General features: G+C 38.8%; 15 protein-coding genes. 10 read left to right on the top strand and 5 right to left on the bottom strand.

Features of this window, described 5'->3' with window-relative positions; all coding sequences use genetic code 11:
* Positions 1 to 21: 21 nt before the first annotated feature.
* Positions 22 to 2685: a [protein-PII] uridylyltransferase gene (gene glnD / locus I5515_RS06165; protein WP_199965255.1), complete on the top strand. Its 2664-nt coding sequence runs from the start codon at positions 22 to 24 to the stop codon at positions 2683 to 2685.
* Positions 2686 to 2710: 25 nt separating this feature from the next.
* Positions 2711 to 3880 (top strand): succinyldiaminopimelate transaminase, encoded by a 1170-nt coding sequence (dapC, locus tag I5515_RS06160; protein WP_199965515.1) that lies wholly within the window; start codon positions 2711 to 2713, stop codon positions 3878 to 3880.
* A 56-nt stretch (positions 3881 to 3936) separates the two neighbouring features.
* Here the strand turns inward: dapC and I5515_RS06155 are convergent, their stop codons facing one another.
* The 4 genes from I5515_RS06155 to msrB form a co-directional block, all read right to left on the bottom strand.
* A complete protein-coding gene (locus I5515_RS06155; RefSeq protein ID WP_199965254.1) occupies positions 3937 to 4569 on the bottom strand; it encodes a LysE family translocator in 633 nt (210 codons plus the stop codon).
* A 64-nt stretch (positions 4570 to 4633) separates the two neighbouring features.
* On the bottom strand, positions 4634 to 5479 hold the full coding sequence (locus I5515_RS06150) for an AraC family transcriptional regulator (RefSeq protein WP_199965253.1): 846 nt from the start codon (positions 5477 to 5479) through the stop codon (positions 4634 to 4636).
* Positions 5479 to 5964, bottom strand: coding sequence for a glutathione peroxidase (locus I5515_RS06145; protein ID WP_003651303.1), 486 nt, complete (start codon positions 5962 to 5964; stop codon positions 5479 to 5481). Before I5515_RS06145 ends, I5515_RS06150 begins: the two co-directional genes overlap by 1 nt.
* Positions 5961 to 6380, bottom strand: a complete 420-nt coding sequence (gene msrB / locus I5515_RS06140; RefSeq protein ID WP_199965252.1) for a peptide-methionine (R)-S-oxide reductase MsrB — start codon at positions 6378 to 6380, stop codon at positions 5961 to 5963. The genes I5515_RS06145 and msrB overlap by 4 nt, the downstream gene beginning before the upstream one ends.
* A gap of 239 nt (positions 6381 to 6619) precedes the next feature.
* Between msrB and I5515_RS06135 the strand changes: the two genes are divergently transcribed.
* From I5515_RS06135 to I5515_RS06100, 8 genes are all read left to right on the top strand, one after another.
* Positions 6620 to 8050, top strand: coding sequence for a pyridoxal phosphate-dependent aminotransferase (locus tag I5515_RS06135; RefSeq protein ID WP_199965251.1), 1431 nt, complete (start codon positions 6620 to 6622; stop codon positions 8048 to 8050).
* Positions 8051 to 8525: 475 nt separating this feature from the next.
* Entirely contained in the window at positions 8526 to 9833 is a 1308-nt protein-coding gene (locus tag I5515_RS06130) for a dicarboxylate/amino acid:cation symporter (RefSeq protein ID WP_199965250.1), read from the top strand.
* Between the two features lie 685 nt (positions 9834 to 10518).
* Positions 10519 to 11586: a type II asparaginase gene (locus I5515_RS06125; protein WP_199965249.1), complete on the top strand. Its 1068-nt coding sequence runs from the start codon at positions 10519 to 10521 to the stop codon at positions 11584 to 11586.
* A gap of 199 nt (positions 11587 to 11785) precedes the next feature.
* Positions 11786 to 15349: a DNA polymerase III subunit alpha gene (gene dnaE, locus I5515_RS06120; protein WP_199965248.1), complete on the top strand. Its 3564-nt coding sequence runs from the start codon at positions 11786 to 11788 to the stop codon at positions 15347 to 15349.
* A gap of 14 nt (positions 15350 to 15363) precedes the next feature.
* On the top strand, positions 15364 to 16203 hold the full coding sequence (locus I5515_RS06115; protein WP_199965247.1) for an RNA methyltransferase: 840 nt from the start codon (positions 15364 to 15366) through the stop codon (positions 16201 to 16203).
* A complete protein-coding gene (gene cysE / locus I5515_RS06110; protein ID WP_009388236.1) occupies positions 16196 to 17011 on the top strand; it encodes a serine O-acetyltransferase in 816 nt (271 codons plus the stop codon). The genes I5515_RS06115 and cysE overlap by 8 nt, the downstream gene beginning before the upstream one ends.
* A gap of 105 nt (positions 17012 to 17116) precedes the next feature.
* Positions 17117 to 18058 carry an ABUW_2363 family tetratricopeptide repeat lipoprotein gene (locus I5515_RS06105; RefSeq protein WP_199965246.1) on the top strand — a complete coding sequence of 314 codons (942 nt, stop codon included), beginning with the start codon at positions 17117 to 17119 and terminating at the stop codon, positions 18056 to 18058.
* Positions 18059 to 18174: 116 nt separating this feature from the next.
* Complete coding sequence (locus I5515_RS06100) at positions 18175 to 20181, top strand: esterase/lipase family protein (RefSeq protein WP_199965245.1); 2007 nt, start codon at positions 18175 to 18177, stop codon at positions 20179 to 20181.
* A gap of 54 nt (positions 20182 to 20235) precedes the next feature.
* Here the strand turns inward: I5515_RS06100 and ahpF are convergent, their stop codons facing one another.
* On the bottom strand, positions 20236 to 21801 hold the full coding sequence (gene ahpF, locus I5515_RS06095; protein ID WP_151987887.1) for an alkyl hydroperoxide reductase subunit F: 1566 nt from the start codon (positions 21799 to 21801) through the stop codon (positions 20236 to 20238).
* Positions 21802 to 21814 lie beyond the last annotated feature (13 nt).

Raw genomic sequence — 21814 nt, 5'->3', positions numbered from 1 at the left:
CTTATTGGTAGACCCATTTTCATGATCAATACATCGCCATTGCTGAACTACGTTACAAGCCATCATGATATTAAAGCCATTAATCAGTGGCGAACGGATGTAGAAAAGCAATTGCAGGATTCGTATGAAAATGGGCAATCTATACGAGAAGTCATTAAAGCACGCTCAGACCTCGTAGACGAAGCACTGATCTTTTTATGGAAACATGCCGAACTCGACCAGACAGGACTAGGTCTTTTTGCTGTAGGTGGTTATGGGCGCCGTGAAATGTTGCCCTATTCCGACGTTGATATCATGATTTTGTCAGAACATGAAATTAACGAAGAAAACGAAAAGCGTATTTCTACATTTATTTCCTCTTTGTGGGATGTTGGTAATTTCAAACCCGGCATTAGCGTTCGTACCATTCAAAGTTGTGTTGAACAGGCAGCGACAGATCTAACCGTTGCCACTACACTCATTGAAGCCCGTTTAATTACAGGTAATAGTCAACTTGCAAAATGGCCACGTCGTATCGTTTCTCAAACGTGGACAGACAAAACTTTTTTTGATGCAAAGATGGCTGAACAAGCCAAGCGTTACCACCAACACAACAACACTGAAAGCAACTTAGAACCTGATATTAAGAATGCACCGGGTGGTATTCGTGACATTAACCAAATTGGTTGGATTGCTAAGCGTCATTTCCGTGTAAACCGCATTTATGATTTAGTGCATTTAGGTTTTATTTCAGAGTTTGAGTTAACAGTTTTAGAAGAAGCTGAAAGTTTTCTTTGGGAAATTCGCCACCATTTACACCGCTTAGCGAAGCGTGATGAAAACCGTCTTCTGTTCGATCATCAAAGAGAAATTGCGGCTCAATTTGGTTATGTCCGTCAGGAAGGTCAGCCTGTAAATTACGGTGTCGAGCAGTTCATGAAACGCTACTACCGTACTGCTCAACAGGTTTCAACACTCAATGAAATGTTGTTGGCATATTTTAGCGAATCAGTCATTACTCCGCGCTTACCAAATTACGAACGTAAAATTGAAGTCGTTAATGATCATTTTAAAATCGTTGATAACAAACTTGCAGTACAGCACCACAAAATATTCGCAGAACACCCAAGTGCCATTTTAGAATTGTTCTATATCTTAGCTAATCGACCAGATATTGAAGGAATCCGCGCTCGTACTTTGCGCTTACTGATTCTTGCTGCAAAACGGATTAATCAAAATTATCGAGATAATCCTGAACATCAAGCACTGTTTATGTCGATTATTCGCTCCCCCTATCGTCTATACGACACTTTGGTTGCGATGAAGCGCTATGGTGTTTTAGGCAATTATATTCCTGCATTTGGTCAAATCATGGGTCTTATGCAATATGACCTATTCCATATCTATACAGTCGATGCCCACACATTATTATTGCTGCGTAATTTAAATCGCTTTAGAGAACCTGAATTTGCAAAAGAGTTCCCTGTTGTAAGCTCGGTTTTCCAGCGCCTTGCTCGTCAAGATATTGTATTTATCGCTGCATTATTCCATGACATCGCAAAAGGCCGTGGTGGTGACCATAGTGAACTTGGTGCTGAAGATGCAATCGAGTTTGGACGTGCACACGGCTTTACAGAGCGTGAGTGTAAATTAATTGCATGGCTTATTCACAACCATTTGCTCATGTCACTGACTGCTCAGAAAAAGGATATTTCCGATCCGGATGTTGTTAAAGATTTTGCTGAAAAACTTGGCGATATGGAACATCTTGATTATTTATATACCTTAACGGTTGCGGATATTAATGCGACAAACCCCAAACTGTGGAACACATGGCGCGCCTCGCTTATGCGTCAACTTTATACGCATGCCCGTGATGTCATTCGTACAGGGTTAAGTCGTCCTGTTGACTACCAAATGCTGATTGAAGATACCAAATTTGCAGCAAGTGAATTACTGGTGAACAACTTCTCATTGGCAGATGTCGAAAAAGTATGGCAAGAGCTGGGTGATGAATACTTCATTAAAGAGTCGGCAGATGAAATTGCATGGCACACTCAAGCAATTTTAAAACATGGTGATAATCCAGAACCGTTAGTACTGTTGCGTGCTCATCGTAAAGCTGCCCAAGATGCAGTGCAAATCTTTATCTATACGCGCGACCAGCCCAACCTCTTTGCTACGACTGTTGCAGTTTTAGATCGCATGAACTTAGACGTTCAAGATGCAAAAATTATCACGGCGAGTACAGCATTTAGCCTAGATACCTATGTGGTACTTGATCGTTTCGGAACACTATTAACCGACCCTGAACGTGAAAAAACAGTTAAAAATGCATTAGTGAAAGCACTTAGTCAGCCAGACCAATATCCAGGACTCATGCAGCGCAGAATTCCGCGTCAATTGCGTCATTTTGATATTGAAAATACAGTTGACGTTACATTGAATGAAGCTTTACAGCAAAACATGGTCGAAATTTCAACACTTGATCACCCTGGCCTACTTGCACGTGTGGGTGGCTTATTTATGATGCAAGGTTTAGATATTCATTCAGCTAGAATCGCAACTTTAGGTGAACGTGCTGAAGATATTTTCTTTGTCACCAAAAAAGATGGAAAACCGCTGAATAATGAAGAGGTCAAACTCTTCTCGGAAAAACTTAAAGCTGCATTAGATGAAGCATCTAATGAAATTTGTCAGCACTGAAACTCAACTACTTGGTAACTGTTTAATGAACTCTAGCTTGTCGTTATTGCACCCTTATCCATTTGAAAAGTTAAACCAACTTTTTCAGGATATTACTCCAGCTAATCTTCCATTGATTCCACTATCAATTGGCGAACCTAAGCACCCAGCACCAGAGTTTGTTAAACAAGCAATTATTGATAACTTTAATCATCTATCGACATACCCAAATAGTAAGGGTGTACCTGAACTTCGCCAAAGTATTGCACAGTGGTTAACCAAGCGCTTTAAGCTCAATAGCATTAGTGCTGAAAATCATATTTTACCTGTATCAGGTACTCGTGAAGGGATTTTCTCATTTGTTCAGGCGCTCATTAACCGCGAAGATGCACCTTATGTGGTAATGCCAAACCCGTTTTATCAAATTTATGAAGGTGCGGCTTTACTTGCAGGTGCCAAACCATATTTTATCAATTGCACTGAAGAAAATGGTTATTTAGGTGATTTTGATGCTGTACCAGCGGAAGTATGGGAAAAAACAGCCCTACTTTTTGTATGCACACCTGGTAATCCGACCGGTACCGTTCTTTCTAAAAAACAATTCAAAAAGCTCATTGCCTTATCTGATCAATATAATTTCGTTATCGCATCTGATGAATGCTATTCAGAGCTTTGGTTCGATCAAGCACCTACAGGTTTACTCGAAGTTTGTGCTGAACTTGGTCGTGATGACTATAAAAACTGTATCGTATTTCACTCGCTTTCAAAGCGTTCAAACTTGCCGGGTATGCGCTCGGGTTTTGTAGCGGGTGATGCCGCATTATTAAAACCATATTTACAATACCGTACCTATCATGGCGCAGCGATGCCGGTACAAAACCAACTTGCATCAATTGCAGCATGGAATGATGAAACGCATGTTGAAGAAAACCGCAAGCAATACCGTGCAAAATTTGACTTGTTCCAATCTGAGCTAGGCCATCTACTACCATTACAAAAACCAGATGCTGGTTTTTACTATTGGTTGAAGGTAGACAATGATGAAACTTTTGCCAAAATGCTCATGGAAAAAGCTCATATTAAAGTTTTACCAGGTCGTTATTTATCTCGCGATACAGATCAAGGAAATCCGGGAGAAAATCATGTACGTATGGCATTGGTTGCCGATTTAGCACAGTGTGAAGAAGTGGTTAAACGTTTAAAAGCAATTCTATAAGTAAAAATAAATTTTACAGCCTTCCCTATTATTCAACTGGAGGGCTGTAAAATAGATTAACTATAAGCAACTAACAACCCAGCGAAAAATATAAAAACCAGACTAGAGCAATAATATAACCCTATAGCAGAACGCTTAATCTGTTCTAGAACCCGATTTTGAAGCAGTAGACGCACCAACAATACGTTCCAACCAAGTACAACCCCAGTCATCCACGTACTCATCAGCAATTTTTGAAGCAGACTAAAATCGTGCTGAATGAGCAACATTAAGCTACTATAAAACATAATATTTTTGGGATTAAGAAGACTAGATTGTATTCCCAACATTAAACTTTTAACTTTATCCTGATATTGAGGCTCTTGATCAATCAACTCATTCTTTTCAATAGCAAAAGTTAAGGTGTCAGACCGAGCAGCATTAAAACAAAGATAACTCAAATAAACTAAATACCCAGCCCCAAGCCATTTAAGTACTAAAAGAATGGTCGTACTCAAATTTCCAAGCAACATAAATCCAAACATGCATGCCATCAAAATTAAGGCATTACCTAATGTAATTCCTACAATGACACCATGTGTATAGCGCGAACCCTTTTGCAAAAGACTAGTAAGAATAAGAAAGAAATCCGGTCCCGGAGATAACAAAGCTAAAAAGTGAGTCAAGGCGATAACTAAAAAAACTTCCATAACGGCTTCATCTGTAAAACAGTATGGAATAGCTTAAAAATAGAGAAAGATAATTTCTTGTAAATTATTGCGCGGCAGCGAGTTGGAACTGTCGAGGAGTAATTCCCGTATGGGCTTTGAATGTTTTATGAAAATGACTCTGATCACTAAAGCCTAAATTTGCAGCTAGCTCTGCGAGTGAAATTCCTTGTTTAAGCAGTTCTCGAGCTTGGTTAACCTTTAAATTAATTTGAAATGCATGAGGTGTTAATCCAATATTGGCTTTAAATAGACGAATGATTGCATATCGACTAAGTCCTACTTGTTGGGCTAGCTCTTCTAAAGAAATAAACTGCTCTGATGATTTAATAATATGAATTAAGCCCAAGAAGTCTTCGTATAAATATTGAGTTTTCTGTATTTCTTCTAATATAAAATGAGGGAGTAATAACTGTGTAAGGCAATAGATAAGCGACTGTTCTTTTTCAAGAATTAATTTTTGAGAATCAAATAAAGTTTCATTCATATCAGAAAAAGCCTGATATAAAGTTTCATCTTTAATAATGAGAGGTCGGTGCTGGGGCAAGTTTAAATCGAAGCCCTCTTTTTGAAACTCGGCATACCATTGACTAAGCCAAGATATATCCAGATGCAGCATCTGGTAGCTCCAAGCCTGATCAGGCAAGGGGTTACATGAATGCTCAATATGCGCGGGTACAATGACTAAAGTACCAGCAGAAATTTTCTGTGCTGTACCAAATGAGCTTTGAAAAACGCTATTCCCTTCATCTATAGCACCAATTGAAAACGTTGGATGGCTATGAGATTTATAACAAGTTCGACTAAAACAAGATCTTCTGGTTTCAACATAAGGCATTCGCCCATCTTGCCAAAACTCAAAAGCTTGAGGAATAGCGTTCATTGAACTCATTAACTTGCTAATGCTTTTTCAATATCAGCTTCTAATGCTTCTGGTTTAGTCGTAGGAGCATAGCGATTTAGCACAGCACCATCTCTCCCTACCAAAAATTTGGTAAAGTTCCATTTAATCGTACTACTGCCTAAAATGCCTTTAGCTTCACGTGTTAAATATCTAAAAATCACATGCGCTTCTGGTCCTTTTACATCAACTTTTGCAAACATCGGGAATTTCACCCCATAGTTGCGCTGACAGAACGTACCGATTTCTTTATTGTTACCGGGATCTTGTCCCCCAAACTGGTTGCAGGGAAAACCTAAAACTTCCAAGCCTTGATCTTTATATTTCTCATAAAGTTTTTCTAGTCCAGCAAATTGTGGTGTAAAACCACATTTACTTGCAGTATTTACAATTAGTAAAACTTTACCTTTGTAATCAGCTAATTGCTTAACTTCACCCTCTAACAGTTCAGCTTCAAACTGATAAATATTACTCATGGATAGGTTTCCTCATCATTTTTTTCTTGTGTTTTCAGTTGTAATGATGCCGAGTTTACACAATAGCGCAAACCAGTCGGCTGTGGTCCATCTTCAAAAACATGCCCTAAATGGGCTTCGCAATCATGACAAACTATTTCCGTTCTGACCATACCATGCGATAAATCGTCATGTTCTTCAATTGCAGTTGCCTCAATCGGTTTAAAGAAGCTAGGCCAACCACAACCACTGTCATATTTAGTATCTGATGAGAACAATTCTGCGCCGCAGCAACGGCAGACATAGGTACCATGTTGCTTAGTATTCCAGTATTGCCCCGTAAATGCAGGTTCAGTGCCCTTTTGTCGTGTAATCCGATACTCTTCTGGTGATAACTCTCTTTGCCATTCCCGGTCTGTTTTATTGACTTTTCCCATGACATGCACCTTTTATTCTGATGTAAACATTTCTGATGATCGAGTTTTATATTTACGCCATTCATCACAAAAACACTAGTCTCTGAACGTAAAATTTGTTGGAATTTAAACATATAAAGAACAAAAAGCAAAAAGTAAGCAAAACACAAATTCAAAAGTAAGCAAATTTATTACCAATTTTCTTTCAAGTAGGCAAACATAGTGCTATTCTTATTCAGCACGGTTGTATAGGACAAAACATGTCTCAGAAAAAAAGTGTGGTTTTCCAGCAGCTACTACCAATTATTAAACAATATCAACAATCGGGTTTTACCCATGAAAAAATTGTTGAGTTGCTAAAAGATCAACATGATCTAAATTTGGTATCAGTTAAAACATTTAAAAGTTATTTATACCGATATGCAAAAGTGAATCCAGTTATGTCTAAAAATACTGCTACTCTCCAATCTATGCCAACTTCTCGAGAAATTAAAAAATCATCAAAACTTGAGCATGTTTGTTATGACATTCGTGGGCCGGTATTGCGAGCCGCCAATGAAATGGAAGAGCAAGGACATAAAATTATCAAATTAAATATTGGTAACCCTGCTCCATTTGGTTTTGAAGCGCCACAAGAAATTATTAATGACGTTGCTTTAAACCTGCCAAATGCAATTGGTTATGTTGATTCAAAAGGTATCTTTCCAGCACGTAAAGCTATCTGCCAGTACTATCAACAAAAAGGCATCCTAAATATGCACGTTAATGACGTGTATATTGGCAACGGCGTGTCTGAACTCATTGTCATGGCGATGCAAGGCCTGCTTGATGATGGCGACGAAATGCTTATTCCAATGCCAGATTATCCGCTTTGGACAGCAGCTGTTAATCTTTCAGGCGGGACTGCAATCCACTACAAATGCGATGAAGAAAATAGCTGGTATCCAGATATTGCTGATATTGAAAGCAAAATTACACCGAATACCCGCGGTATTGTCATTATCAACCCGAATAACCCTACTGGTTCAGTCTATCCACGTCATATTCTTGAACAGATTGTAGTGCTTGCGAAAAAATATGATCTAATTTTATTTGCTGATGAAATTTACGACAAAATTATTTATGACGGTATTGAACATGTTTCAGTAGCTTCATTAGCTGGTGACCAGCTTTGCGTATCTTTTAATGGCTTGTCAAAAGCGTATCGTATTGCAGGTTTCCGTTCAGGCTGGATGGCAATTACTGGTGATAAAAGCCGTGCTGCTGACTATATCGAAGGTTTAGACATGTTGGCCTCTATGCGCTTATGTGCAAACGTTCAAGCCCAATATGCGATTCAAACTGCTTTAGGCGGTTATCAATCAATTAATGACCTGATTCGTCCGGGTGGTCGTTTATACGAACAACGTAATATTGCTTGGGAAATGCTAAATGAGATTCCTGGGGTAAGCTGCGTAAAACCAGAGGGAGCAATGTACTGTTTCCCTCGCCTCGATCCAAACATCTATCCAGTTGAAGATGATGAAAAGTTAATGCTTGATTTGTTACGTGCAGAAAAAGTGTTATTGGTGCAAGGTACGGGCTTTAATTGGCCAACTCCAGATCATTTCCGCGTGGTTTTCTTACCTGCTGAAAATGAATTACGAGAAGCAATTACTCGATTAGGTCGTTTTTTAGCCAACCGCCGTTAAAAAAATGCATAATAAAAAAGGCATCTTAAATTGGATGCCTTTTTTAATAATTCTATTTTAATGCTTAAAAAAAGAATAATCACAAACGCTTCCACTTTCTTGCTTATTCAAAAACAATACTTTGAAGTTAAATACTTTTCATTGAAAATTTAATTCTTTTAATCTCTAAATTCAGCTCAAAATTTCATTTATATATTTTTTACCGTCCGTTCAAATTTACATGTAATTTCGCAATTTCCTTCATCTTTATTATGCAAAAAATGCATGGATCAATATATTTTTGCATTTCACACTGCTTCAAAATCGAGCAACAATCCCTTTCCATAACAACATCACCATATTCGATTCGGTTAAAACAGATACAGATATCTAGGAAGATAAAATCGGTAGAACGACCGGACTGAACTAACAAGGAAAGCTTTCAATCATTCAAATCCCATCAAAGAATGTTTGAATCAAATGGATAGAGGTTTATATGAAGCAAAAGAAATTGCTCAAATATATTGTTATTGCTATTTTACTTGGCGTACTGACGGGTTGGATTTGTCACCACTTTTTCAATGAGGGTGAACAACTCAAGCAGATCGCTTCTTATTTCAGCATCGCTACAGACATCTTTTTACGCCTCATCAAAATGATTATTGCTCCATTGGTATTTGCCACAATTGTTTCAGGCATTGTATCAATGGGGAAATCAACATCAATCGGTAGTATCACACTCAAGTCAATGACTTGGTTTATTACGGCTTCGTTTGTATCACTCGCCATCGGTATGGGTTTAGCAAACTTTTTCCAACCTGGCGCGGCTCTACATTTAACACTACCAACAGCTCAACAACTTAGTGGCGCGTCTCTCCCCGCGACCACTGGCTTTACGTTGCAATCATTCTTAAGTCATGTGTTTCCACGCAGCATTGCAGAAGCAATGGCAAATAACGATATTTTACAAGTGCTTGTTTTTGCTATTTTCTTTGGTTCAGCACTCGCTTTTGTGAATCAAGGCAACGAAAAAGACTCTGTTATTGTTCGTTTGACTGAAGAACTTAGCAAGATCATGTTCCGTATTACCGATTACGTAATGATGTTTGCACCTTTTGCAGTATTTGCTGCAATCGCCTCAGCAATTACAGTACAAGGTCTAGGCTTAATTATTGACTATGGTATTTTAATCGCCGAGTTTTATTTTGGTCTTTTATTGCTTTGGATTGTTTTGTTCTCTGTTGGTGCAATCGTACTTAAAAAAGACATTTTCCGCTTAGGTAAATTAATTCGTGAACCAGTGACTCTCGCTTTTGCTACGGCTTCGAGTGAATCTGCCTACCCAAAAGTAATGGATGCCTTAAATAAATTTGGTGTACCCAAAAAAGTTACAAGCTTCGTATTACCATTGGGTTATTCATTCAACCTAGATGGTTCAATGATGTACACCACGTTTGCGATACTCTTTATTGCTCAAGCTTACAACATCGACCTTAGTTTCACTCAACAAATCTTAATTCTGTTAACTCTTATGGTGACAAGTAAAGGTATTGCAGGTGTATCACGAGCTTCTATCGTCGTTATTTCAGCAACACTCACCATGTTCCATTTACCTGAAGCAGGCATTCTCTTATTACTTGGTATCGATCAGTTCCTTGATATGGGCCGCACTGCAACCAATGTAGTAGGTAACAGTATTGCTACCGCAGTTGTTGCCAAACTTGAAGGTGAAAAAGTAGCTGATACTGAAGAACTACCAGAGCCTGTTTTAATCAAACCAACTCAAGAACAAACGACCGCTTAAGTTTCTCTTTTCTCCCACTCTCCCAACTTAAGAGCAATTTTATATGACCTTATAAAATTGCTCTTCTTTTTATTCTAAAATTAAACAATAAAAATTTATGTATATTTTCATATTAAATAATGAGCCAAATAATAATTTTTAACTCCTATAAAATTTCTTTAATGCAAACCTTAAAAACAGAATAAAAAACAAACAAACAGCATTTACACTTTTAAAAACAAACATCAAATGATTAAATTTTAATTCACTTTATTACAACTTAATTATATTAAACTATTGAAATTATTATTTAGTTTCCCTACAAAGGAAATATTATTATTTTAATTTAGACCAATAATATTTAAAATCAATACTATATAAATACCAAGTGGTAAATAAAACCCCCACCAAACCCATTATTTTCTAATTTTATAAAGATAAAAAAATCATTTGCTTTCTTTATATTAAAAAGCAAATAAATCGAGATAAATTAGAAAAACTTAATAGATTTTTTATTTTATTCATGATATTTATTAGCGCTGAATAAAAGCAATGACTAAGTAATTGTTGGTGAAACAAAATGCTATTCAGGGATGCTTTTTATTCATTAAGTTACGAATATGTTTTACATGGTATGTATTTTGCTTAGGAAAAGCAGACATATTCGACAAACTTTTTCTTTCGTCACTTCATAAGGATATTTTCGATGTTGACTAAAACTGTTAAATCTTTAGGTTTAGCGATGGGCTTATTAGCCTGCTCTCTCCCACTTTACGCAAAAAACAATGTAGTTGTTGTTGCCACTGGCGGTACTATCGCAGGTGCTGGTGCAAGCTCAGCAAACAGTGCAACTTATACTGCTGCAAAAGTTCCAGTTGATGCTTTAATTAATGCAGTTCCACAAATCAAAGATTTGGCGAATGTAACTGGCATTCAGGCATTACAGGTTGCTTCTGAAAGTATTACTGACAAGGAATTATTACAAATTGCTCGTCAAGTAAATGAGCTAGTAAAAAAACCATCTGTTAATGGTGTCGTGATTACTCACGGTACAGATACTTTAGAAGAAACAGCATTTTTCTTAAATCTGGTTGTTCACACTGATAAACCGATTGTTATTGTTGGTTCAATGCGCCCTTCAACTGCTCTTTCAGCAGATGGACCACTTAACCTTTATAGTGCAGTTGCTTTAGCAGCTTCTGATGATGCAAAAAATAAAGGCGTTATGGTTCTTATGAACGACTCTATTTTTGCTGCGCGTGATGTAACTAAAGGCATTAACATTCATACGAATGCTTTTGTTAGCCAATGGGGCGCTTTAGGCACATTAGTTGAAGGCAAGCCATACTGGTTCAGACAGTCTGTAAAACGTTTTACAAATGCTTCAGAATTTAATATCGAAAATATTAAAGGTGATGCACTTCCACTGGTACAAATCGTTTACGGTTCAGACTCTATGCTTCCTGATGCTTATGAAGCATATGCAAAAGCTGGTGCTAAAGCGATTATCCATGCAGGTACAGGTAACGGTTCTGTTGCGAACTATATCGTTCCAACTTTACAAAAACTCCATGATAAAGACGGTATTCAAATTATCCGTTCATCACGTGTACCACAAGGTTTCGTATTACGTAATGCTGAACAACCTGATGATAAATATGGTTGGGTAGCTGCTCATGACTTAAACCCTCAAAAATCGCGCCTTCTTGCTGCATTAGCTCTTACTAAGACTAATGACGCTAAAGAAATTCAACGTATGTTCTGGCAGTACTAAGTTTTTCAACCAGCTCAAACCTTGGTGTTTGAGCTGGTCATATTTTATAAAAATAATCTCTTTTATATTAAAACTGTACAATAGATGTTCAACTCACTCTTATTGAATAATAAAATCACTAACAGTTTGCCAAAATATTAACCATTTCCTTTTAACTTTGCGTGTTAAACTATGCTTCGGTCGCATTAAGGATTGGTTTATGCAGTTTGTTCATCTAGGTATTTATACAGAATTTTCGATTACAGAGTCGATAGTTCGCATACCTGACTTGGTCAATGCTGCGGTTAAGGACCAAATGCCTGCGTTGGCATTAACGGACCTATCTAACCTCCATGCGGCGGTAAAGTTTTATAATTCTTGTTTAAAAAAAGGAATTAAGCCTCTTTTAGGTAGCACAATTCGCCTTGATGATGCTCAACATCGTGCAACTTTACTTGCAATGAGTGATGTTGGATGGAAAAGTCTTACCGAAATCGTTTCACGCGGTTTTATTGAAGGGCAACAGCTCAGTATTCCATGTGTACAAAAAGAATGGGTACTTGAACAGCATCAAGATATTATCGTTTTACTTGGCCAGCATAGTGATGTTGGTCAGATGCTTTGCTCATCTAATCCTCAAAAAGCGGCTCCCCTTTTAGAAGCATGGATCGAAAAGTTTGGTAACCGTGTTTATCTTGCTTTGACACGTACTGACCGCCCCGGTGAAGAAGACTTTATTCAAGAAGCAGCTAAGCTTGCTGCAAAATATAATGTTGGTGTAGTTGCACATAATGATGTGCACTTTGTAGAAAAAGAAGATTTCGAGGCACATGAAGCGCGTGTTTGTATTGCTGATGGTTATGTATTAGCAGATAACCGCCGCCCACGCATATATAGTCCTGAGCAGTACTTTAAAACCTCAGATGAAATGATCGAATTGTTTTCCGATATTCCTAGTGCTATCGAGAACACCTATCATATTGCTAAACGCTGCAACGTTAAACTACAACTTGGTACTTACTTTTTACCTGATTACCCAATTCCAGATGGTTTTACCATTGACACTTATTTTGAACATTTATCTAAAGTAGGTTTGGAAGAGCGCCTAAATTATCTTTACCCTGTTGAAAAACGTGGCGAGGACTGGCCAGAGATTCGTAAGCCTTACGATGAACGAATTGATTATGAAGTTGGTATTATCCTAAAAATGGGTTTCCCTGGATACTTCCTCATCGTCATGGACTTCATTCAATGGGCAAAAAATAATGGTGTTCCTGTGGGACCAGGCCGTGGTTCAGGTGCAGGTTCATTAGTCGCATATAGCTTAAAAATTACTGACCTCGACCCACTTCGTTACGATCTACTCTTTGAACGTTTCTTGAACCCAGAACGTGTGTCAATGCCCGACTTTGACGTCGATTTCTGTATTGCTGGACGTGACCGCGTCATTGATTACGTATCGCGTACTTATGGTCGCGAAGCCGTTTCACAAATTGCAACGTTCGGAACCATGGCAGCAAAAGGTGCGATTCGTGACGTTGCGCGTGTATTGGGTAAATCTTACGGTTTAGCTGACCGTATTTCAAAAATGGTGCCTACCAAGCCACTTGGTGTGGACTTAGCCACCGCTATTGATATGGAACCCCAGCTTAAAGATATTGTAACCAACCCATCTAACCCAGATAACGACGATGCCAGTGAAATCTGGGAAATGGCATTAAAATTAGAAGGTGTAACCCGAAATACTGGTAAACATGCCGGAGGTGTAGTTATTGCACCTGGTAAAATTACCGATTTCTCGGCTGTACTTTGTGATGCAGATGGAACAAACCGCGTTGCTCAATATGATAAAGACGATGTAGAAGCAGCTGGTCTGGTTAAATTCGACTTCTTGGGCTTACGTAACTTAACCGTTATTGAAGACGCGATTCAAAATATTAATAAAAACCGCGACAGTAATGATCAGCTGAATATCTTGCATGTTCCTCTTGACGACGCTAAAGCATATTCTGTCTTTGCCGATGCAAATACGACAGCGGTATTCCAGTTTGAATCCGTCGGCATGAAACGGATGCTTAAAGAAGCACGCCCAAGTAAATTCGAAGAAATTATTGCGTTCGTATCATTGTATCGTCCAGGTCCAATGGACCTGATTCCTGACTTTATTCACCGTATGCATGGTGGAGATTTTGAATATCTTCACCCTCTTCTCGAAGGGGTATTAGAACCAACTTACGGGATTATGGTTTATCAGGAACAGGTGATGCAGGCTGCACAGATCTGTGCAGGTTACACACTAGGCGGCGCAGACTTATTACGCCGTGCAATGGGTAAAAAGAAACCTGAGGAAATGGTCAAGCAGCGCCAAATTTTCTTAGAAGGTGCTGCTGTAAAAGGGATTGATGAAAGCACAGCCAACCATATCTTTGACTATATGGAAAAGTTCGCAGGCTATGGTTTTAACAAATCTCACGCCGCTGCTTATGCGCTAGTTGCCTACCATACGGCATGGTTAAAAGCTCATTACCCTGCTGAGTTTATGGCAGCGGTGATGACATCGGAAATGCAAAATACAGACAGTGTTGTGTTTTTGATTGATGACTGTCGAAATAATAATCTTGAGGTTTTACCACCCTCGGTCAATATGTCGACTTATCACTTCCATGCAAGTAACGATAAAACCATTGTTTACGGTTTAGGCGCAATTAAAGGTGTCGGCGAACAAGCAATGCAGTCAGTCATTGACTCTCGTCGACAATATGGCCCTTATACAGATCTATTTGATTTTTGCCATCGTATTGATTTAAAGAAAATCAATAAGCGTACTCTTGAAGCTTTAATTCGTGCGGGTGCACTCGATTGCTTAGGAATTGAACGTGCAAGCTTAATGGCTCAATTGCCTGAAGCTGTTCAAGCTGCTGAACAAGCTCGAAGTAACCGTGAAAGCGGTATTATGGATTTATTTGGTGAGGTTGAAGAAGTTCAGCGTAAGCCAGCCAAACCTGTTAAACCGTGGAGTGACGAGGTCCGCCTAAAAGGTGAAAAAGATACACTTGGTTTATATTTAACAGGCCATCCAATTGATGTTTATCGACAAGAACTCAAAGCTTTTGTTCCTGTAAAACTAAATGAAATTACAGCTACACGTCGTGGCGTTACTACGGTTTATGCAGGTTTAGTCATTGATGTGGCAAACTTCCCAAACCGAGTTGTTATTGTGCTTGATGATGGTACATCACGTATTGAAGTCAGCTGTAACCATGAGCGCTTCCAACGTTTTAAAGATATTATTCAAGTTGAACGCGTTGTAGTTTTCGAAGGCGAAATCTATGAACGAGAAGGCTTTGAGCGTCCAATGGGACGTTTAACCAAAGCTTTCACCTTAAATGAAATAAGACAAAAACGTGCTAACAGTATTCAAATCAAATTAGCAGAAGAGTTCATGCAGCCAACATTGGCAAAAGATCTGCAAAACATGATCTTGCCATTTTGCAATGTAGATATGCATCAACATATCACTCTACAGTTACAGATTGACCAACCCTATGCTCAAGCCGAGCTTCAGTTTGGTCCTCAATGGAAAGTCGCTCCTCTAGATGAATTACTTGCTAAACTCAGAGATTATTTTGGTAAAGATAATATTTATATTGAATATCAAGTAAAGTCGAAAGCAGCTAAAGCAGCAGACCCTGTTCGTCCACATGCTGTTGCCCCTCCTCCTGCGGGTATGTCTATGGATGATGCATTGGATTTATACCAAAGCGAAGTTTCTCAATATTCGTAATTTCTGGAAATCTTATGAGTTCGTTTGACCAAACCACCGTGTCAAAACAATTAGCACAAGTGCGTATTGTCATGGTAAATACTACTTTGCCTGCTAATATTGGCAGTGCTTTACGTGCCATGAAAACAATGGGACTCATTAAATTAGTTCTTGTAGCACCAAAAATATATCCTCATCCAGATATACAAGCGCTTGCTGCTGGTGCCCAAGATTTATTTGAGCACCTTGAGATTGTAGACACCTTAGAAGATGCGATTAAAGATTGCCATTTGGTCTTTGGAACAAGTGCACGTAGTCGCACTATTCCTTGGCCTTTACTTGATGTGCGACCTGCCGCTAAAGAAGCCATTAAAGCAACCGCTCAAGGACAACAAATTGCTATTGTTTTTGGTCGTGAAGATCGTGGTTTAACTAACGAAGAATTAGCTCTGGCAAATTACCATTTAACGATTCCTGTAAATCCGGACTATGGCGTATTAAATGTTGCGCAAGCGATTCAGGTCGTATGTTACGAACTTCGAATGTCTGCTTTGGAACAAGACAAAGTTGATCAAAATGTAGATGAAATGCCGTTAGTTCAAGGCCAAAGCATGCAATGGGATGAACCTTTGGTTACTCAGCAACAAATGGAAGAGTTTTATCCTCATCTAGAAAAAATGCTGACTGAAATTGAATTTTTAGATCCAGAAAATCCACGTTTACTGCCTTTACGCTTGCGTCGTTTGTTTGGTCGTATACAATTAGATCGTATGGAATATCATTTACTTCGCGGTATTTTTAGCCGTGTGCAAGCTTTAACAAGTGGTAAATGGAAAAAAGCATTATCTGACAAGGAGGATCAACCCAATGCTTAAGCAGCTTAAAGAAGATATAAAGGCTGTATTTGCGCGAGATCCTGCTGCCCGCAATACACTCGAAGTGCTTACTACTTATCCTGGCATTCATGCAATTATGATGCATCGCGTTGCACATGAATTATGGCAAAAAGATTGTAAAGGCGCAGCTCGCCTGCTTTCTTCATTTAGCCGTTTTGCAACAGGAATTGAAATCCATCCGGGTGCTAAAATCGGTAAGCGTTTTTTTATTGATCATGGTATGGGTGTTGTGATTGGTGAAACTGCTGAAATTGGTGACGATGTTACGCTTTATCATGGTGTTACCTTAGGTGGTACAACATGGAAGACCGGCAAACGCCATCCAACTTTAGAAGATGGTGTGGTTGTTGGTGCTGGTGCGAAAATTTTGGGTCCATTTACGGTAGGTAAAGGTGCCAAGGTCGGTTCCAACGCTGTCGTAACCAAAGCTGTTCCTGCTGGTGTGACTGCTGTAGGAAACCCAGCTCGCTATATCTATAAGGATGCCGACAAAAATAACGATAAAGATGAAGCACGTCGCCGTGATTATGCGCAAAGTATTGGTTTTGCCCCATATGCGACAACTGCTGATCAATCAGACCCTATTTTAGAAGGCATGCGCGTTTTACTTGATCGTATTCAGCACAATGAAACGCGTATGAATAATTTATGCCAGCGTTTATCAGAGCTAGACCCTAGCTTCAAGAAAGAAAGCCAAGATGAACAGCCCTTTAGTGATGAAGAGCTAAAAATACTTGAAGAAGTGCGTCGTGAATGTGGTGCACAAAACAAGATATCGAAAACGTAATATTCTTGATTCATAATGTAACACGCTTACCCTTGCATGTCGGTTTAGCTTTTCCTAGACTTACCAGTACCAAATCTGACTTTACTAAAATGAACGGAAGATCCTATGAATTTTAAGCCTTTGGCGTACATCATCCTTGCGACCTCAAGTTTAACCGCTTGTACAATGGCACCCGTAAAAGAACAAAAAATTGAGCCTTTTGTTTTCAAGGAACCAGAGCTTACTCCACCTTTTTATGCACTAAATCCTTTTAACTATGATCAACCACCAGCATTTGAAGTTGCGTTAAAAGAAGCTGCTGCGCAGCCAGTAACGAAAATGGTGGTTAACCGTCAAGATGACCCAACCAAACAGCTTACTCTCGACACCAATAAACTCATTGTTCCGACTGTAAATAATTCACAGCGTTCAATGAAGTATGCCGTTTTAGCTGGTGAGAATGAAATTGATGTTACCAGTATTGATGACTTCTTACAGTTAGTAGAAGGCAAAGCACGTCACTACCCACCTCGCTTTACTGACCGCCAAGAACGTAAAGGCTTCGAAAGTAAACTTAAAGAAGTAACACAGCAACTCGATACACTCGCTGCAAATCCAAATGCATCATTTGATATTTTACTTCGCGCTTTTAAAGCAAGTGTTCTTGCACGTAACCTTGATTTAGGTACTGCTCACACCACTAGATCTTTAGAATATGCTCAAAGACTTTTAAAAATAAGTCCTGATGATGCAGAAACAAACTTCTGGTTTGGTTTTGGTTTATCTGAAGGTGGCGGTCAACGTGAAGCCATTCCATATTTAGATAAAGCAATTAAAGGCAATGTTCAAGAAGCTTATTTAGCTTCTGCAAATAACTATATTGCGATGGAGCAAAAGAAAAATGCTATCCAGACGCTTAAAAATTATAAAGTTAAATATCCAGATGAATCGGAAATTGCTGATCGTTTAATTCAAGAAATTGAAAAACAAGGTCGTTGGAATGTATGGCAAGTTTTAACTAACCCTGCAATGTCTGCAACTACGCCTAGTGCTACACCTAAGAAATAAGCTTAATTAGATAAAAAAGGGCTGTTTTGACAGCCCTTTTTTTTATTTGATCATTTGAAAAATATTTTAAAATTTGTATGATCTACACACCATTGAGCCACTATATTTTGACCCTAATGTTTTCAATAAAAAGAAACAAAACAGTACTGACGGTCATGCTACTCGGTTCAATTCTGAGTGGCTGTCAGGTCGTAAATGTTAAACAGCAAGCTTTGAATGTGACTATTGCAAATGAACGTAATAGCATTCTCACTCAAGACAAACTGAGTGAAGCAAGCTTGAATGTTTTATCAATGTCAGGTCAAGAAGCCAAGGTATGTACCGAATCACCTGAAACTTGTGTTAATCAGTTAAAAAAGCTTCCTCAGGTTCTTGATGAACAATTTCTCTCATCTGCCAGTGAAATGTATCTCGCCAAGGCGATGGCATTGTCAAACTCTTCAGATTGTAAAATTAGTAGATTTAGCAAACATAGAGGCATAGAAGAACAGAAAACGATTCAAAATAAATATGATGATTGTTTAGACCAACAATTAGATTTACTCGATAAAAGTATCCGTTATAGCTACGCTTATCTTTTTGCAACGAAACGCTTACCTGCCGATCGTATTTTTGATAATAGGCAAGTTCAAATTCGTGACTTTTACAATCAAGCCATCGCTAAAATGGTGAGTATTTATGATTTACGCTATCCTAAAAAAGATACTGTAGAACCTCAAATACGTATTGGTAAAAGTGTCTATTCAATTGATTTTGAATTTCATCGACAACTTACAGGTCAAAAACTAGAAAAATTAATTTCGAGTTATAACTTAAATTTTTCTGGTTTAAGAACCATAAATCGTAGAGATGGTTTTGGATCAGAGTTTGTGGCCGTTTTTCCAAATACTGTGAAAAATGAAACCAATGAATATATTTTAGATCCTCTCAACTACACTTATAAAGATGGGATGAATCCTAATATTCATCATGCGCGTTATTTAGCTGCAACTATTGTCGCAGAGCCTAAACATGCAACAACTGTTGAAGAAATTATAAATAACCCCGAATTTGTGATTCGAGTTTATGATCCGTACCGTACCGACAACATTAATGTCGCAGGAAAACAATATCCATTAGCGGCCAACTTTTCGGCACCTTATGGTTTATGGTTAGCGGAAAATAATTTAGGTGTTGCGGCTTATTTAAGTTTGATTGATCGTGATCAGCACTTGACCATGCCACATCTATATATGCTTGAGCCTTATAATCCAAATAAGAAAATTATTGTGTTAGTTCATGGGCTAGCAAGTAGTCCTGAGGCATGGATTGCTTTGACCAATGATGTTATGGGTGACACGGTTTTAAGAGATCATTATCAAGTTTGGCAAGTTTTCTATTCGACCAACATGCCTATTTTGGAAAGCCGTTTCCAAACTTATGCTCTGCTTAAACAAGCGTTTGGTTCGTTGAACCCAAGTGACCCTGCTGCACATGATGCTGTACTTGTTGGACATAGTATGGGTGGGATTATTAGCCGATTATTGGTCAGTGACGCAGATATCACTAAACCAGCTTTAGAGTTGATGACGATTCGTCAGCAAAACCGCTTTAAGAAACACCCAATGGTTACTGAACGATTGCAAATGCATTCCATCAATAATTTTGATCGTGCAATTTTCTTGGCATCACCTCACAAAGGTACAGACTATGCAGATCGTTGGTTTACTTTAGCTGCTCGTAAAATTATTCGCCTACCAGGTGCATTTTTGTCAGCTGTAGCAACGTCTCTCACCACCGAAAATCTAGATGTTAAAGATTTCTTGGGTAATATTGATAATGGCTTGATTCAAAATGGTCCAAGTGACTTAAGTCATCAATCTAAATTTATGGAACTTACAGAAAATATTAACCCTCATAAAGGATTGGTTTTTCACTCAATTATGGGAAATATCACCAAGAGTGATGATCCCAATGTAATTACGGATGGTATTGTTCCTTATAAGAGTGCTCACTTAGAAGGTGCCAAGTCTGAGAAAGTTCTCCCAGGGGGACATTCAATCCAGCTCACTCCGCAAGCTGTATTAGAACTCCGCCGTATTTTACGAGAGCATTTAGTCGAACATGGTTTATATAAACCATAAAAATAAAAAAGAGCCAAAGGATAACCTTTGGCTCTTTTGTTTTAGCCTTAAATTTTATTGCCCAGAGCGGATGATGTAATCAAACGCAGAGAGTGATGCTTTAGCGCCTTCACCTGTGGCAATAATGATTTGCTTGTAAGGTACTGTTGTACAGTCACCCGCAGCAAATACACCTTTGACATTGGTTTCATTGCGGTCATTCACAATGATCTCGCCGCGGTTGGTTAACTCAACTTCACTGTCTTTTAAGAAGTCAGTGTTTGGCAGTAAACCAATCTGTACAAAGATACCAGCAAGCTCGACCACATGCTCTTCATCAGTGGCACGGTCTTTATATTTAAGACCAGTCACTTGTGAGCCATCACCCAACACTTCTGTACTTAAGGCATTCATAATCACAGTTGTGTTTGGCAGACTATGCAATTTGTTTTGCAACACTTGGTCAGCACGAAGTTTAGTATCGAATTCAACTAAAGTCACATGTTCAACAATCCCTGCAAGGTCAATTGCAGCTTCTACACCTGAGTTACCACCACCAATCACAGCAACACGTTTGCCTTTGAACAACGGGCCATCACAGTGTGGACAGTACGCGACACCACGGGTACGGTATTCTTGCTCACCCGGTACATTCATTTCTCTCCAACGTGCACCTGTTGAAAGGATCACTGTTTTCGATTCAAGTTTTGCACCGTTTTCAAGTTCAACTTCAACCAAGCCATTTGCAGTCTGGTTTGCACCTGTGATTTTACTCACACGTTGTAGGTTCATAATGTCGACATCGTATTCACGAACATGGGCTTCCATTTCAGCAGCAAACTTAGGGCCTTGAGTCTTTTGCACAGAGGTAAAGTTTTCAATGTCCATGGTATCCATCACCTGACCGCCAAAGCGTTCAGCCACGATACCTGTGTTAATGCCTTTACGTGCTGCATAGATTGCTGCTGTTGCACCCGCAGGACCACCACCAATCACCAATACATCAAAAGCATCTTTGGCATTGAGTGCTGCTGCATCTTTTTCGGCAGAGTTGGTATCGAGTTTTGCCACAATTTCTTCAAGGGTCATGCGGCCTTGACCAATGTGTTCATTGTCTTGGAACACCATCGGTACGGCCATGATTTTGCGTTGTTCGACTTCATCTTGGAAGAATGAACCATCAATCATGGTTGCAGTTGTGTTTGGGTTATAAATTGCAATCAGGTTAAGCGCCTGTACCACATCCGGACAGTTATGACAGCTTAAAGATACAAACACATCAAAGTTTGCTTTGAGGTTTAAACCTTTAATCTGGTTAAGGACTTCATTTGACACTTTAGGGGCATAGCCAGAGACTTGTAACAGTGCCAAGATCAAAGAAGTAAACTCATGGCCCATTGGTAAGCCAGCAAAGAACACACGAGGTTGTTCACCAGCTTTAGCAACACCAAAGCTAGGACGACGTGTATTGTTGCCATCAAAACGCGCAGTGACCTTGTCAGAAAGTTCGGCAATTTCAGTGACAAGTTCTTTAATTTGAGCAGCTTTATCTGATTGATCTAAAGCAGCAACTAATTCGATTGGACTTTCTAAACGTTCTAAGTAAGCTTTTAATTGAGTTTTAATGTTTTGATCTAACATCTGTTTTTTCTCC

It is taken from the genome of Acinetobacter calcoaceticus (genome assembly GCF_016508255.1).
Taxonomy (GTDB): domain Bacteria; phylum Pseudomonadota; class Gammaproteobacteria; order Pseudomonadales; family Moraxellaceae; genus Acinetobacter; species Acinetobacter calcoaceticus_E.
Note: the sequence above shows the minus strand (reverse complement) of the source record. Positions and strands in the feature narration are given on the sequence as shown.